General features: G+C 47.4%; 15 protein-coding genes. 3 read left to right on the forward strand and 12 right to left on the reverse strand.

Annotated features, from left to right (window positions below; genetic code table 11):
• Positions 1-74: 74 nt before the first annotated feature.
• The 3 genes from cshA to AR442_RS02260 all read right to left on the reverse strand — a co-directional run bounded on the left by cshA (position 75) and on the right by AR442_RS02260 (position 4,422).
• On the reverse strand, positions 75-1,559 hold the full coding sequence (gene cshA, locus AR442_RS02250) for a degradosome RNA helicase CshA (RefSeq protein ID WP_014416963.1): 1,485 nt from the start codon (positions 1,557-1,559) through the stop codon (positions 75-77).
• A 330-nt stretch (positions 1,560-1,889) separates the two neighbouring features.
• Complete coding sequence (locus AR442_RS02255; RefSeq protein ID WP_053285485.1) at positions 1,890-3,260, reverse strand: UDP-N-acetylmuramoyl-tripeptide--D-alanyl-D-alanine ligase; 1,371 nt, start codon at positions 3,258-3,260, stop codon at positions 1,890-1,892.
• A 76-nt stretch (positions 3,261-3,336) separates the two neighbouring features.
• Positions 3,337-4,422 carry a D-alanine--D-alanine ligase gene (locus AR442_RS02260; RefSeq protein ID WP_003156199.1) on the reverse strand — a complete coding sequence of 362 codons (1,086 nt, stop codon included), beginning with the start codon at positions 4,420-4,422 and terminating at the stop codon, positions 3,337-3,339.
• A 153-nt stretch (positions 4,423-4,575) separates the two neighbouring features.
• Here AR442_RS02260 and AR442_RS02265 point away from each other — a divergent pair, with 153 nt between their 5' ends.
• Positions 4,576-4,893 (forward strand): thioredoxin family protein, encoded by a 318-nt coding sequence (locus tag AR442_RS02265; RefSeq protein ID WP_003156200.1) that lies wholly within the window; start codon positions 4,576-4,578, stop codon positions 4,891-4,893.
• Here the strand turns inward: AR442_RS02265 and AR442_RS02270 are convergent.
• Positions 4,890-5,783, reverse strand: coding sequence for a cation diffusion facilitator family transporter (locus tag AR442_RS02270; protein WP_007410221.1), 894 nt, complete (start codon positions 5,781-5,783; stop codon positions 4,890-4,892). The two genes, AR442_RS02265 and AR442_RS02270, sit on opposite strands and share 4 nt — an antisense overlap.
• Before the next feature lie 216 nt (positions 5,784-5,999).
• Here AR442_RS02270 and AR442_RS02275 point away from each other — a divergent pair, with 216 nt between their 5' ends.
• Positions 6,000-6,179 carry a Fur-regulated basic protein FbpA gene (locus AR442_RS02275; RefSeq protein ID WP_003156203.1) on the forward strand — a complete coding sequence of 60 codons (180 nt, stop codon included), beginning with the start codon at positions 6,000-6,002 and terminating at the stop codon, positions 6,177-6,179.
• The gene (gene fbpB / locus AR442_RS19735; protein WP_003156206.1) at positions 6,166-6,312 is read left to right on the forward strand and encodes a Fur-regulated basic protein FbpB; all 147 of its coding nucleotides are present in this window, start codon (positions 6,166-6,168) and stop codon (positions 6,310-6,312) included. The genes AR442_RS02275 and fbpB overlap by 14 nt, the downstream gene beginning before the upstream one ends.
• Positions 6,313-6,337: 25 nt before the next feature.
• Here fbpB and AR442_RS02280 read toward each other — a convergent pair whose 3' ends face one another.
• The 8 genes from AR442_RS02280 to AR442_RS02315 all read right to left on the reverse strand — a co-directional run bounded on the left by AR442_RS02280 (position 6,338) and on the right by AR442_RS02315 (position 14,684).
• On the reverse strand, positions 6,338-7,483 hold the full coding sequence (locus tag AR442_RS02280; RefSeq protein ID WP_021495083.1) for an acyl-CoA dehydrogenase family protein: 1,146 nt from the start codon (positions 7,481-7,483) through the stop codon (positions 6,338-6,340).
• Positions 7,484-7,597: 114 nt separating this feature from the next.
• Positions 7,598-7,933, reverse strand: coding sequence for a hypothetical protein (locus tag AR442_RS02285; protein ID WP_007410218.1), 336 nt, complete (start codon positions 7,931-7,933; stop codon positions 7,598-7,600).
• A 94-nt stretch (positions 7,934-8,027) separates the two neighbouring features.
• Positions 8,028-8,795, reverse strand: a complete 768-nt coding sequence (locus AR442_RS02290) for an ABC transporter permease (protein WP_007410217.1) — start codon at positions 8,793-8,795, stop codon at positions 8,028-8,030.
• Positions 8,788-9,714, reverse strand: a complete 927-nt coding sequence (locus AR442_RS02295; protein WP_012116860.1) for an ABC transporter ATP-binding protein — start codon at positions 9,712-9,714, stop codon at positions 8,788-8,790. The genes AR442_RS02290 and AR442_RS02295 overlap by 8 nt, the downstream gene beginning before the upstream one ends.
• 101 nt (positions 9,715-9,815) lie before the next feature.
• On the reverse strand, positions 9,816-10,865 hold the full coding sequence (locus tag AR442_RS02300; protein WP_053285484.1) for an AI-2E family transporter: 1,050 nt from the start codon (positions 10,863-10,865) through the stop codon (positions 9,816-9,818).
• Between the two features lie 185 nt (positions 10,866-11,050).
• Positions 11,051-12,307, reverse strand: coding sequence for a C4-dicarboxylate transporter DctP (gene dctP, locus AR442_RS02305; protein WP_007410214.1), 1,257 nt, complete (start codon positions 12,305-12,307; stop codon positions 11,051-11,053).
• Between the two features lie 108 nt (positions 12,308-12,415).
• Positions 12,416-13,087: a two-component system response regulator DctR gene (locus AR442_RS02310; protein ID WP_053285483.1), complete on the reverse strand. Its 672-nt coding sequence runs from the start codon at positions 13,085-13,087 to the stop codon at positions 12,416-12,418.
• Positions 13,062-14,684: a two-component system sensor histidine kinase DctS gene (locus tag AR442_RS02315; protein WP_014416956.1), complete on the reverse strand. Its 1,623-nt coding sequence runs from the start codon at positions 14,682-14,684 to the stop codon at positions 13,062-13,064. The genes AR442_RS02310 and AR442_RS02315 overlap by 26 nt, the downstream gene beginning before the upstream one ends.
• Positions 14,685-14,761: the final 77 nt, after the last annotated feature.

Below are 14,761 nucleotides of genomic sequence, written 5' to 3' on the forward strand. Positions count from 1 at the left end.
ATTTGCAAAAAAGATTCACTTTCCGGCATATCAAAAAAAAAGCGGACCCCGTAAAAGGGTCCGCTTCCTGTGTTTTAGTATGATTTTTTCTGGCGTCTGTCACCTGAAGAACGGCGGTCGCTTGAGCGTTTTTTATCGTAGGAAGAACGGTTGTTGTTTTTCCCTTTGCCGCCGCGGTAGCCGCCGCCTTGGCCGTCTCTGCGCTTAGAAGTACGCTGGTTTTTATAGCGTTTGCTGACCATAGGCGCTTCATCAGTGAGGCGTACAGGCGTGCTGTCCGGCTCTTTTGTCGCCATTTTAATGGCTGCAGCCACAACTGTCACTGCATCATGATCTTCTAACAATTCCGCAGCTGCCGTCATGTAGAAGTTCAGGTTGTTTTCGCTGATCGCCGTGCGCAGACGGTCAACCGTCACCTGCTGCTGTCCTTCTAATGCTTCGTCAAGCGTCGGCTCTTTCATGCGGTCCATTTTGCGTTTTGTCGTTTGTTCAATCGCGCGAAGCATGCTTTTCTCACGCGGTGTGATAAACGTCATCGCCATACCCGTTTTTCCTGCACGGCCCGTTCTTCCGATACGGTGAACGTAACTTTCAGGATCTTGAGGCACGTCAAAGTTGTAAACGTGGGTAACGCCTGAGATATCAAGTCCGCGGGCGGCAACGTCAGTCGCTACAAGCACTTCGATCGCACCTTCTTTAAACTTGCGAAGCGCAACCATACGTTTCGCCTGCGTTAAGTCGCCGTGAATTCCTTCAGCCGCATATCCGCGAAGGTTCAGGGCTTCAGCAAGCTCATCGACACGGCGTTTCGTACGTCCGAATACGATCGCAAGTTCCGGAGACTGAATGTCAAGAAGACGAGTCAGCGTATCGAATTTTTTGCGCTCCTGCACTTCCAAGTAGAACTGCTGAATGTTGGACACAGTCATTTCTTTCGCTTTTACTTTTACGTGTTCCGGCTCAGTCATGAAACGCTCTGCGATCCGTTTGATCGGCGCAGGCATTGTTGCTGAGAATAAGAGCGTTTGGTGGTCGCTCGGCACGTTTGAGAGAATGGATTCAATGTCATCAATGAATCCCATGTTCAGCATTTCATCAGCCTCATCCATGACAACCGTGTTCACGTTGTTTAAACGGATCGTGCGGCGGTTGATATGGTCAAGAAGACGCCCCGGCGTACCTACGATGATATGCGGGTTTTTCTTCAATGCGCGGATCTGACGTCCGATATCCTGGCCGCCGTAAATAGGCAGTACTTTCGCACGCTTATCTTGTCCGATTTTATATAACTCTTCAGATACTTGAATGGCTAATTCACGGGTTGGCGCGATTACGATTGCTTGAATATTAGGAGACTCGGGGTTCATTTTTTCAACAAGGGGTATACCGAACGCAGCTGTTTTACCTGTACCTGTTTGCGCTTGTCCGATGACATCTTTATTTAAAAGTCCGAGCGGAATCGTTTGTGCCTGGATCGGTGTTGCTTCTTCAAATCCCATACGATTGATTGATTTCATGAGATCAGAACTTAATTGGAAATCTTGAAACGTTATAGTCAAATTATTCAAACTCCTTCTGATTGCTGTTTCAGTAATGTCGTGATTTACCACTAAAAACCGCCCTTTCATCCAAAGGACAGGATCATACGTATACAAAGCCCGAATTACTTTACGTTTAATCTTACCATTACACTATGTGTTTTTCAATAAGGCGAGATGGTCAGGCGGCCGGAAGCGGCCTGACCGGATTCTTCCCGCGAACGGGGCCGGACCCCGCGCCGGACGGGATTTCCCAGCCGGCGGTCTTTCTTTTTCATACGGACAGAATTATTTCACCCTGAATTAGTTTCTTCATTTTTGTATATTTTTATGATGCTGATCATTATTTTTTCAGTGCTTCTCTAATAAATCTTTAACGATTTCTTCGAGCTTCATACCTCTCGATGCTTTAAACAGAAGGAGATCGCCGGAAGCGGCCATATCCTGTATGGCGTGAAGCAGTTCTTTTTTGTCAAGATAATGGCTGACGCGCCCTTCTTCAAAATGCCGGCGCGCTCCGTCAGCGATGAATGCGCCGAGTGTGCCGTAAGTAAATACATGGTCGATTTCCGCCGGATTGACCGCAGCTCCGCATTCTTCGTGGAATGCTTTTTCTTCATCACCAAGTTCAAGCATATCACCGAGCACGAGCATTTTCTTCCGATAGCCTTTCATCGTTTCGATTAATTCGACCGCCGCTTTCATTGACGTCGGGCTCGCATTATATGCGTCGTTTACGATCGAGATGCCGTTGTCCGTTTTGACCAGTTCCAATCTCATCCCCGTCACCTTCAGGCGGCTCAGTCCCAGAGCGGCATTTTCCGGCGTAATGCCGAAATAGATGCCGGCGGCGTATGCGGCCATGGCATTCATGACATTATGTCTGCCGAGAACGGGAATAAAGAAAGAACGGCCGATCCCGTCGATATTAAAGTACGTGCCTTCTTCCGCCTGTTTTATTTCTTTCAGGCGGAGATCATTGTCCGCGCCTGCGCCGTATGTCGTTGTCCGGCAAGTGTACGTCTTTTCGCGAAGCAGCGGCTCATCCCCGAAATAAAACAGAACGCCGTCTTCCCGAAGTCCGTTTATAATTTCAAGTTTTGCCTCCGCAATTCCTTCTCTTGAGCCTAAATCCTGCATGTGGGATTCGCCGATATTGGTAATGACGGCAGCTTCCGGTTCAGCAAGACGGCTCAGAAAATCAATTTCGCCTCTCGCGCTCATTCCCATTTCTAAAACGGCGATTTCTGTATCTTCAGGCATGGCAAGCACGGTCAGCGGCAGGCCGATATGGTTGTTGAAATTGCCGGCGGTTTTGTGAACGCGGTACTGCGTGCCGAGAACGGCGTGAAGCATGTCTTTCGTTGTCGTTTTTCCGTTGCTCCCGGTCACACCGATAACCCGTGTGCCGAGCTCTTTCAAATAAGCTTTTGCCAATGTTTGCAGCGCCTCCAGCGTGTCATCGACCAGGATGACAGCACGCTCTTCCGGCGGATTCGGTTCAGAGCGGTCCCACAACACCGCGGAAACGCCTTTTTCAAATGCTTGCGGCACAAAGGTGTGGCCGTTAAAATGCTCGCCTTTTAAAGGAATGAACAGCTGATTTTTTTCCAAAGTCCGCGTATCGGTTGCGGCGCCCTCAATCATTGTTTGTTCAAATACGGGATTTGTCAGTGTGCCTTTGACCATATCTGCGATTCGTTTTACAGTTCGCTTTATCAAAGGTGGCACCTCGCTTTCTGAAAATGTTGTCTGTTACGGGAAAAGACACTGCCCCTTCAGGCAGTGTCCGTCTTCATTAAAATGTATGTTTAATCAGCTGTTTTTCGGCATGGCGTTCTTTTGCCAGCTCAACCAGCTGTTCGATCAGATCACTGTAATCTACGCCTGCTTCTTTCCAAAGCAGCGGGAACATGCTGAATGGCGTAAAGCCCGGCATTGTGTTCACTTCGTTAATGAGCACTTGACCGTCATTGGTCAGGAAGAAATCGGCGCGGACAAGGCCTGATCCGTCAATCGCTTTGAAGGCTTTAATCGCCATCTCGCTGATTTCCGCATATTGTTCATCCGTCACTTGCGCGGGAATCATTAAATCCGTGTCGCCGTCTTCATATTTCGCCTTGTAATCGTAAAAGTCGGTTTTCGGCGCGATTTCACCGACGGCGGAGCATTTCGGTTCGTCATTTCCGAGTACGCCGATTTCGATTTCTCTGCCGGCGATTCCTTCTTCCACCACAATTTTCCGGTCATACTCAAAAGCCAGTTCGAAGGCTTTTTCAAGCTCTTCACGGTTTCTGCATTTGCTGATTCCGACGCTTGATCCGAGGTTCGCCGGTTTGACGAAGCATGGATACCCAAGCTCCTCTTCAACCTGCTGTAAGCAGCTGTCCGGCGTCTGTTTCCAGTCCTTTTTTAAGAAAGCGGCATACTTCGCCTGCGGAAGCCCCGCTTGAGCGAACAAATGCTTCATGATGACTTTATCCATGCCGGCTGATGATGCAAGCACCCCGTTGCCGACATAAGGAACGTTCAGCAATTCCAGCAGACCCTGAATGGTGCCGTCTTCACCGTTCGGTCCGTGGAGAAGCGGAAATACGACATCGATCGGCGCCTTTTCGTCAGGCGACGCTTCAGGAAACATTTCCCGGTTCAATGCTGATAGAGCGAAACTTTCACCGTTTTGTTCCAGCTGAAGCATTTTCACGTTGGAAACCGGCTCAGTCAGCAGCGGGCCTCTTTGCCATTCTCCTTTTTCAGTGATGTAAATCGGATGTATATCAAACTTCTCAGTATTAAGCGCTTTTGTTACAGCTAATGCTGTCTGCAGCGATACATTGTGTTCGGCTGACTTTCCGCCGTACACCAATCCTAGACTTGTTTTCAATGGATATTCCCCCCACAACAATTCATCTTTACTATCTTATCACTTTCCTCAGAAAATGATCTAATTATTTTTGGGCATTCTGAATATGAAAGCATTTGTATGTAATTCCTTTTTATTTTATATTAAAATGGCATGGAAAAGGAGATGTGTCATATGAAAAAAATCAGTACAACAGAACAATTTAATGAACTTATTCAATCCGACAAGGAAATCATCGTGAAATTTTTCGCTGACTGGTGCCCTGACTGCACGCGCATGAATATGTTCATCGGCGATATTTTGGAAGAATATAATCAAAATGATTGGTATGAGCTGAACAGAGACGAGCTCCCTGAGCTTGCCGACAAATATCAGGTAATGGGCATACCGAGCCTTCTGATCTTTAAAAACGGCGAAAAGAAAGCGCATCTTCACAGCGCAAACGCGAAAACGCCCGAAGAAGTCACAGAATTTTTATCACAGCATATTTAATTCGTTTCACGATCTTTGTTTATGACTTCAGGCTCTACATGAACATGGACATGAGTCACATCATGTTCATGTTTTATTGCATATTCGACCTCATCGGCTACTTCGTGGCCTTCTTTCACAGACAGTCCCGGATCTACCGTAATGACCATTTCCACATGAACCGTGCTCCCCAAATACCTTGCTTTCACATCCTTCAGCCTGCTGACCTCTTTTATTTCTTTCACTGTGTGTTTATACGGCTCCAAATCTTTCAGATCAAATCCGTCCGTCAATGAGTGGGATGCATCTTTGAAGATGTCCCATGCCGTCTTACAGATGATGATTCCGATCAGAAAAGCAATAACCGGATCAATCCACGGCAGATGAAGCCGGGCCGTTAAGACGCCTATAAACGCCCCAATACTGACATAGGCGTCAGAACGGCTGTCTTTCGCCGCCGCATGAAGGGCAGAACTTTTAACCCGATCCGCAAGTCGGCTGTTATATACATACATGCCGTACATTACAATCGCGCTTCCGAGCGCCGTCCATGCCGCAATGAAGCTCGGCTCGGCCTCCGTTCCGCTGACAATCGCCTTTGCTCCTCCGATCAGCACTTCAATACCGACCGCCATCATAATAAAAGACGCAATTAATGAAGAAATTGTTTCAGCCCGATAATGTCCGTAAGCATGATCACTGTCCGCGGGGCGCTGGGAAATCCGGAGCCCGATCAGCACAGCCAGTGATGCGACAATATCCGTGGCATTATTTAACCCGTCCGCTCTGAGCGCTTCGGAATGATAAATAAGACCGATCACCAGTTTGACGGCGGCAAGGATGAGGTACGCGGCGATATTAAGAATCGCGCCTTTTTCGCCCCGTTTTAAGTTTGCCGTTTGATCATTCATGTAAGGACTCCTCCATTCTCATTCATAGTATGGATGGAAAAGCGGAAAAATAGCAGCTTTGATCTGACAGAAACACAATCAATTCGACAGCATTATTCCCCGGGAAACTTTTTGTCGAAAAATTGGCGGTATTTTTCCTTTACATATGAATATGCCCATTGTATACTTTCATTAACTGATAATGATTCTCAATATCATTTGATTAGGAGGGTAATCATGAGGTCTTCTCCTCAGCTCAGATCATCAGTTGAAGGACGAAAAAAACATCTGATCCATTTGCTGATCAATAACGGAATATACAAAAAGTCGGAACGGCATTTATATGAATTATCGCTCGGAGAATTAGAAAGCGAATACAAATATGTAAGGAAGGTGCGGGCTCATGGCGAAACGTAAAATAAAAACATACGAACAGCTGATAAAAGAAAACAAGGCGGCCATTATGAATAATCAAAAGCTGATGAATGTGATCTATGACAGAATTGACCGCAAGCATCAAAAACTGCTCCGGCACAACAGCCATACATAAAAAGAGCCTTTTTCAGGCTCTTTTTTTATTGCTCAAAGGCTTCCGCCGCTAATTTGCCGATGACCGCATCGTCCATCGGCGGATTGTGAAGGCCGGCCCGGGCATCCCGATAATACCGCTGAAGCGGATTATTTCGCTCCAGGCTTTTTGCGCCGGTGATTCTCATTGCTTTATCAACAACAGAAAGGACGGCATTTGTCACAATATGTTTTGCGGCGCCGAGCTCGCTTTTGATGAAAGGGCGGCGTTTCGGGTCATCATACATTTGCGCCGCCGTGAAGAGAAACTGTCTCGCTTTTAACAATTCAAGCTCCATTTCCCCGACACGCTGCCCAACGGCCGGCACGTCTTTAATCGGTCCGTTCAGGCTGTTCGGCGAATATTCGGATGCAAACTGGACGGCATAGTCCCTTGCCGCTTGAGCGATACCCAGATAAGCAGCGGGAATGTGAAGCAGCCAGCCATTCACTTTCGCCGCTCTCGGCCCGCTGATAAGCTCCACAAGCCGCTCATCACTGACCGTGACATGATCTAAAAGGAGATCATGGCTTCCGGTCGCCTTCATGGCAATCATATCCCATGTTTCTTCGACTGAAACGCCTGCCTGATCTTTATGAATGAGAAAAACACCGGTCGTTTGTTTTTCTTCAATCCATGCCGTCACAAGCATATAATCCAAAGTCAGCGAAAGGGTTGTAAAGGTTTTTCGGCCGTTCAGCACCCATTTTCCGTCTTTTTTGACAGCGGAGGTGCCGGGTCTTCCTCCCCTCGTCGGACTGCCGGTCTGCCGTTCCGTCGCTGCCCTGTTCAGGACAGCTCCCTTTTTCACCTCTTCTGTGATAAATGAAAAGACACCTTCATCCCAGCTGTTTCCTTCTCCGAGCTCACCCATGACGGATAAATGCCAGCCGATTCCGAGAGCAACGGCCGCGTCTCCCCGCGCCAGCCGTTCCTGAAACAGCACCATATCATAAACGGAAATGCCTGCACCGCCGAATGCCTCAGGTACCGTTAACGCCGTATATCCCGCGTCGCGCAGTCTTTGAATTTTCTCCGCGGGAAAACGGCCCGCCTCATCATCAAGCGCGGCTGTTTTTTGAAATTCGTCTGCAAGCAGGCCGATTTTTTCCACCCATTCCCTCTGCCGTTCATTCTGTATCCATAAAGACACTGGAATCCCCCCATTATAATTCCGATAAAGTTAATAAGTATTATAGAGATTCAAGTCTCGTTTCGCAACTGTGAGGCTGTACAAAAAAACACGCTATTCCATGGAATAGCGCGTTCAGACTGCTTCCGGGCCGCGGTCCTGCTTGAGCCCGAGATAAATCAGCATATATGTGAGATAACCCATCGTCATCACAAGCCCGCCAAAGAAAAAGCTTGAAAAAATCGGCTCTTCAAACGCGGTAACCGCCGCAAGCACGATCCAGCTTGCATACAGGTAGATGATGAAATAACGGAATCCCGACTTCATTTTATATAAGAGAAACAGCCCCACTGTAGAAAACAAACCCAGCGCAAGCCTGAAATAAACAAGATGTTCGAATTGGAACATGAATGACACAAAGGAAAAACCAAGCAATAACACAATCGGTAATGCGGTAATAAAATTTCTCAAGTGAGCACCTCCGTCATTACCTTTATTATAAATCAAAATAGCATAAATTATTGATTTATCGTGATCTTTTTCACAAAAATGTCATTCCTTTACTTTATACCCGAACATCGCGTTTGCAAAAGCTCCACCAAGCGACGGCTAAGAAGAATACGATATGGATAATGATAATGCCTGCGGAAAATAACGGCGTCATTCCCGCAAACAGCGGTTTCGCCCCGCTCATATATTGCGTCAGGTCAGTATTTGCGAACAGCAGAAAACTTCCCCATTTGTTTTGGAAGAGCGACATAATCGTCACGAGTGATTTTGCGCCGTACAGCACGATAAATGACAAAATGACGGCCGTTGCGCTGTTTCGGAATACAGAAGAACACAATAAGCCAAAGCATGCCATCGCAAACGCCTCGACCCAGTTCGTGCCGATTACTTTCAGGGTGTTCATCAGAAGCGTCCCTGATTCAGATGTCACCGACACGCCGAAGAAAGCCATGCCGAACAGCAGAGACAGAATATAGTACGCCGCATACAGGTACAAGCTGACCAAAAATACGGTAATGAGTTTAGATACAAAAATCCGCTCCCGCTTTACCGGGCGGATTAACAGAAATTTGATCGTTTTCTTATCAAATTCAGCGGAAATGATCGTTGCCGCGATCACGATCGTTAATGCCTCAAGCAGAATATTCAGCCCGGGCGCGTACGCCATATAGCCGATGAAATTCTCATCCGTTCCGGAACTGATGACAAGCCGTTTAATGACAAGCGCCATAATAAATTGGAGAACGGCCATCAGAATCAGCGCCACTAATGAGACTTTTCGGTTAAAGAGTTTCATATGCTCATTCGCTGTCAATTTAAACATTCGTCTCCCCCTCCTCTTGAAGCGCCGTCGTCACTTTCATGAATTCATCCTCCAGCGATTCCGCATACGGCATGATGGAATACACGAGAAAGTCTTGTCCGACGAGCGCACGGTTTAATGCCGGGATGTCCTTCTTCGCTACGGTGACGGTAATGCCCCCGCCGTTTTTCTCCGGAGCAAATTGCTGTTGGGACAGCCATTCGAATGCTTCGTCAGCCGGCTGAATGTCGAGGACGGCTTTTTCTTCTTTTTCCTCAGCGCCGCGCAGAACAACCTCTGTTTTGATCTCACCTTTTTGAATGATGATGACACGGTCGCAAAGGTCCTCCACTTCACGCAATAAATGCGTCGCAAAAAGGATGCTCGTCCCTTCAAGCTCCGCGAGTTCCTTTAAGTGATCGCGGAAATCCTTCATTCCGCCGGGATCAAGCCCGTTTGTCGGTTCATCTAAAATGAGCAGATTCGGACGGTGAAGAATGGCCTGTGCAATCCCGAGACGCTGACGCATACCAAGGGAATACGTTTTAACTTTGTCATGAACGGCATTTGTGAGCCCGACCCGCTCGATGACTTCCTGAAGCCTGTCCTCTTTGATGTTTTTGTGCATGTTGGCAAAGTGCTTCAGATTCTCCCACCCCGTCAGGTATGGGTAGAATTCAGGATTTTCCACGATCGCTCCGACGGATTCAAGCGCTTTTTCGAAATCAGCATCGTGCTGAAAGCCGTTAATTGTAATCGTGCCGCTGTTTTTCTTTAAAAGACCGACGATGATTCGGATAAGTGTGGTTTTTCCCGACCCGTTCGGACCGAGCAAACCGATGATCTCGCCCTGCCTGACATCCATGCTGATGTTTTTTAAAATGTGCTTCTTGCCTATTGTTTTGTCAAGGCCTTCAATATGTAAAATCGGCTCAGTCATACAGCCTTCCTCCTTTTTCACAAAAAATAAACAGTGCCCGTACATAGGCACTGTCTGCATTATAACATTAGTCATATATTCGTGAAGAGCCGGAGCCGACGTTATGTCTTATCCGGGACCGGTCCGTTTTTTTCCTTCTCTTCATTATTGACGACATCCAGAATATCAAGCAGGAACACAAAAATCGGAATTCCGATAATCAAGCCCCAAATGCCGAAGAAATGTTCCGAGAAAATCAGAACCGTAAAGGTAAAAAAGATCGGCAGTTCCGTTTTCGCTGACATCAGTTTCGGATTAAGGAAGTACGTCTCAATCGCATGGATGACGAAAATGACCAGCACGATGTAGATGACATACGCAGCGCCGCCCGTCGTATACGCGATGATGCTGAGCGGAATGAGCGAAATCACCACACCCGCCACGGGAATGAGCCCGAGGAAAAAGACCATGATTGACAGGCCGAACAGCTGCGGAAAATGCAGAATCGCCAATGCGATCAAGGTGAGGATACAGTTCACCAGCGCGATAATAAATTGGGCTTCAAGCACTTTGCCGAATGTTCTCGCAAATTTGCTGCCGAAAAAAGCAAGTTCGTAGTAAAAAACAGACAGCTTGCTGTGCTGAAATTTTTTCATAAACTCCGTGAGCCGCTTTTTCTCGAACAGGAAAAACATGCTGAGAATCAGTGACATCACGACCTGCAAACCGAAAGTGCTGATATCGGCCAAGTATGTATACAGTACATTAAAACCTTCTTTTACATAGGAACCGATATTGATATCGCCGAACACGCTCGATATCTCATCATAAAACGGAATGACATCGGGATGATACGCGATGTGCTTGATCTGCTTAATCAGCTGTTCAATCTGCTTGGCAACAATCGGGTAAAAGACAAAGCCTCCGACAGTCGCCCCGACAGCCAGCGCAATATATAAAACGGTGATGACCACCCTCTGGCTGATCCGGAAAAAATGGTTCAACACGTGCCGGATGACAGTCTCCAGCCGATCCATCAGAAAAGTAAAAATAAACGTAAGCAAAATCAAATTAATCATACTTCGGAATACAACTAACACCCCAGTCAAAACAAGAAAAACCGAAAAACGTCTGACACCCGGATGCTGAAAAAATTTAAAAATAGCCGCCATTTATACACTCCTGCTAGGACAAAAAGCCCTTAGATTTCATCTTTCACTCTCTAATTGTAAATTATATAACAAAATGACGCTAAGGTCTTTGTCCACCTCCTAATAAATTTAAACAAATTTATCTTTTTTACTCATGGCGGCCGAAAAAAAGAACGGCATGCCCGATGCATGCCGTTCCTTTCCTTTTATACCGCCGTTTTCATTTCTTTTACGGCCTGTGTGCTTTTCACTTCGTCAAACTCATTTTCGCTCTTGGCTACGATGATGGTGGCGATTCCGTTTCCGATCAGGTTGACGATCGCCCTTCCTTCACTCATAAAGCGGTCGACGCCGAGGAGCAGCGCCAGCCCCTCCAGCGGAATAACCTGAAGCGCCGATAAAGTGGAGGCGAGCACGATAAATCCGCTTCCGGTTACGCCCGCCGCGCCTTTTGATGTCAGCATCAGCACGAGAATGATCGTAACCTGCTGGCCGATGGTAAGGTCAACGCCGAACACCTGCGCCAGAAAAACCGTCGCCATGGAAAGATAAATCGAGGTGCCGTCCAGGTTAAAAGAATATCCCGTCGGAATGACAAGGCCGACAACCGATTTGGAACAGCCGTAGCGCTCCATTTTATCCATCATCCGCGGAAGGACGGACTCAGAAGAGCTTGTGCCGAGAACGATGAGCAGTTCATCTTTAATAAAACGGAGATAGTTCCACAAGCTGAAACCGAATAGTTTGCAAATGATATTCAAAGCGACAAATACAAACAGGAACATCGTAACGTACACAGACAGCATCAGACTCGCCAGCGGCTTGATGGAATCAAGGCCGAAGTGCCCGATCGTATAGGCCATGGCCCCGAATGCGCCGATCGGCGCCGCGCGCATGATGTAGCCGATGATTTTGAAAAAAACATGCGACAGTTTATCAAAGAAATCAATAATGCTTTTGCCTCTTTCACCGAGCGCCGCCAAGCCGACACCGAATAAAACAGAAAAGAATAAGACCTGAAGAATGTCGCCTTTTGCGAAAGCGTCAACCATATTTGACGGAACGATGTGAGTGATAAATTCAATCCAGTCAATCCCCTGTCCCCCGTTTTGCGTATACTGAGAGACATCCCCTTTTTCAAGCTTGCTGTAATCAAGCCCCTCACCGGGTTTCATGATATTGACGACCAGAAGTCCGATAATAAGGGCGATGGTGGTCACGACTTCAAAATAAATAAATGCTTTTCCCCCGACTTTGCCGACTTTTTTCATGTCTCCCATCTTGGCGATGCCAAGCACGATCGTCAGGAATATGATCGGTGCGATAATCATTTTTACCGCATTGATAAATGTATCGCCGAGCGGCTTCATCTGCTTCCCGGCCTCAGGCCAAACGAGTCCGACAATGACGCCGATGATCACCGCCGTGATGACCTGCACCGTAAGATTTTTAAAAATTTTCATCCCTGCTCCCCCTTGCTTCTCGCTGCGTCTATACGAAAATGATAGCGTTTTCAAACGAAGATGGGAAGCTTATGATCATAACGGACATTTTGGTCTTTTTGGTCTCGGCTAGCGGACGAATTTGTAGCGGTTAACCGGCCGGCCCACTCCCCCGTATTGAATGTCGAGCTTAATCTGGCCGTCTTTCTCAAGAAAATCAAGATAACGCCGCGCCGTCACCCTGGCGATTCCGAGCGCTTTGGCGGCTTCTTCAGCTGAAAGCGGCTCCGTCTGCTGTTTCATATAGGTCAAAATTTCATTCATCGTAAAATGATTTAACCCCTTCGGCAGATCCCGGGACGGATTTTGCGGAATTTTAAGCAGCATGTCAAGCTGCTCTTGCGACATGTTGTCATGCTCTTCAATTTTCCGTTTATATTGTTTATAGTTTTCGAGCGCCTGTCTCATCCGCTCCAGCTTAAACGGCTTCAAAATATAGTCGGCCGCACCGTTTTGCAGCATAAGCTGGATTGTTTCTTTGTCTTTTGCGGCCGAGACGATGATGACGTCCACTTCGAGCTTTTGTTTTCTGATTTCCTGGAGCGTTTTAATTCCGTCTTTTTTCGGCATATATACGTCTAATACCACGAGCCCGGGCTGCAGATCTTTAATAAGCCTGATTCCCTCGTCTCCGTCAGCGGCTGTGGCGATGACGCTGAACCCCGAAACACCGGTGATAAATTCTTTATTCACCTCCTGTACCATCGGATCATCTTCAATAAGCAGCACCTTGATGTCCATCGAATGATTCCTCCCCCTTCATCGGAAATAAAATAGAAAATGCCGTTCCCTGTCCCTGCCGTGTGTCGACTTCAATAACGCCCATCCCTTTGTCGACGATTTGTTTGACGAGGTACAAGCCGTATCCCGTTCCTCCCGTTTTATTGACGGTAAACCCTTTGTCATAAAGGCGCGGGATGTGCTGATCGGAAATCCCGCTTCCGTTGTCTTCTATTAATATAGCAAGCACTTCATCATTTTGCTCGATACTGATGTCAATATGTTTGTCCTCCGTGTCCGCTGTTTCGAATGCGCCGAACGCATTTTCAATTAAATTGCCGAGCAGGACGACAATGTCATGCTGGTCGACATGCTCCGGAAATGCCGAGAAACTGCTGTTTTCATCAATTTTCACAGAAATGCCAAGCTCTTTTCCTCTTTTGATTTTGCTTAACAGCAGCCCCGCCGCAGCGTCATTCTGAATGGCCTGATGAAGAAAATCGGTGACGCTTTCTTGTTCTGATGATTCCTTAAAAGCAAGCTGGAGCGCTTTTTCTGATTTTCCGAGCTGAATGAGTCCCGCGATGGTGTGAAGCTTGTTCATATGTTCATGATTTTGGACTCTGAGCGCATCGACAAAATTTTTCACGCCTGTCAGTTCTTCCGCCATTTTCGCCGCTTCCGTCCTGTCCTGAAAAATGGCGACGGCTCCGATGACCTTCTTTTTCATGACGATCGGAATTCTGCTGCTCATGATCACCTTTCCGCTGACTTGGATTTCTTCATTATATACGGCTCGGTTCCGCTCGACGATCTCAGGGAGCCGCGAATCTTTTAACACGTCCCAGATCAGCCTGCCATCGGTCTCTTGTCTGACATTGAATATCTGCTTCGCTTTTTCATTAAAAATGGTGATGTGATGCTGATTATCGATCGCGATGACGCCCTCATTCATTGAATGAAACGTAGCGGTCCGTTCCTCATACATTCTCACGATCTCATGGGGCTCCAGCCAAAACATTTGTTTTTTGATGTGGCGGGCCAGCAAAAAGGAGCCGGCCAGTCCGAACCCGAGCGCCAGCAGAACGATAAACAGTATTTCATGTTTCAGCTGAAGAAGAATTTCACCGAATCCGGGCAGCGTTTTACCGGCCAGAACGACGCCGATCTGATTCAAATCCCGGTCTTTGATGGGATAAAAAGCGCGGACGGCGGTGCCGATCTCTCCCTTTGCTTCGGAAAAATAAATGTGCTCGGCGAACGCCGCGGCTTCGTCCTCACCCCTTGAACGCTTTCCGATCATTGTGCTGACGGGATGTGAATAGCGGATATGATCCATATCCATAACGACGATGTAGTCCGCTTCATTGATGATCCTTATTTCTTCGACCGCATGGCGCACGTCTTCCCTTTGTTTTTTCTGCTCGAGGGCGCGTTTGACATCGGTCATCTCAGATACCGTCCGCGCGGTATTCATCAGCCGTTTTTTCAGCTCGCGCTCCTCTGTATGCTGAATATTGCCGATCAGCACGATGCCGACGATCAAAAAGGTAAAAAGCACGACGATATACGAAAGTATGGTGATTTTCCAGCGGATGGTGAGCTTTTTTTTCGTCATTGGCCTCTTCCTTTCCGTCTCTTTACGAAAACGGCCCGCCCGATTATGCTTGTTATAGAAAATGGCGGAGGGGGTTT

It is taken from the genome of Bacillus velezensis (genome assembly GCF_001461825.1).
Lineage (GTDB): Bacteria > Bacillota > Bacilli > Bacillales > Bacillaceae > Bacillus > Bacillus velezensis.

Excerpts from the sequence above, each read along its gene's own strand:
- AR442_RS02265 (WP_003156200.1), top strand. The coding sequence starts at position 4,576 with ATGAAAAAAATCAGTACAACAGAACAATTTAATGAACTTATTCAATCC.
- AR442_RS02270 (WP_007410221.1), bottom strand. The coding sequence starts at position 5,783 with ATGAATGATCAAACGGCAAACTTAAAACGGGGCGAAAAAGGCGCGATT.
- AR442_RS02275 (WP_003156203.1), top strand. The coding sequence starts at position 6,000 with ATGAGGTCTTCTCCTCAGCTCAGATCATCAGTTGAAGGACGAAAAAAA.
- fbpB (WP_003156206.1), top strand. The coding sequence starts at position 6,166 with ATGGCGAAACGTAAAATAAAAACATACGAACAGCTGATAAAAGAAAAC.
- AR442_RS02290 (WP_007410217.1), bottom strand. The coding sequence starts at position 8,795 with ATGTTTAAATTGACAGCGAATGAGCATATGAAACTCTTTAACCGAAAA.
- AR442_RS02295 (WP_012116860.1), bottom strand. The coding sequence starts at position 9,714 with ATGACTGAGCCGATTTTACATATTGAAGGCCTTGACAAAACAATAGGC.
- AR442_RS02300 (WP_053285484.1), bottom strand. The coding sequence starts at position 10,865 with ATGGCGGCTATTTTTAAATTTTTTCAGCATCCGGGTGTCAGACGTTTT.
- dctP (WP_007410214.1), bottom strand. The coding sequence starts at position 12,307 with ATGAAAATTTTTAAAAATCTTACGGTGCAGGTCATCACGGCGGTGATC.
- AR442_RS02310 (WP_053285483.1), bottom strand. The coding sequence starts at position 13,087 with ATGGACATCAAGGTGCTGCTTATTGAAGATGATCCGATGGTACAGGAG.
- AR442_RS02315 (WP_014416956.1), bottom strand. The coding sequence starts at position 14,684 with ATGACGAAAAAAAAGCTCACCATCCGCTGGAAAATCACCATACTTTCG.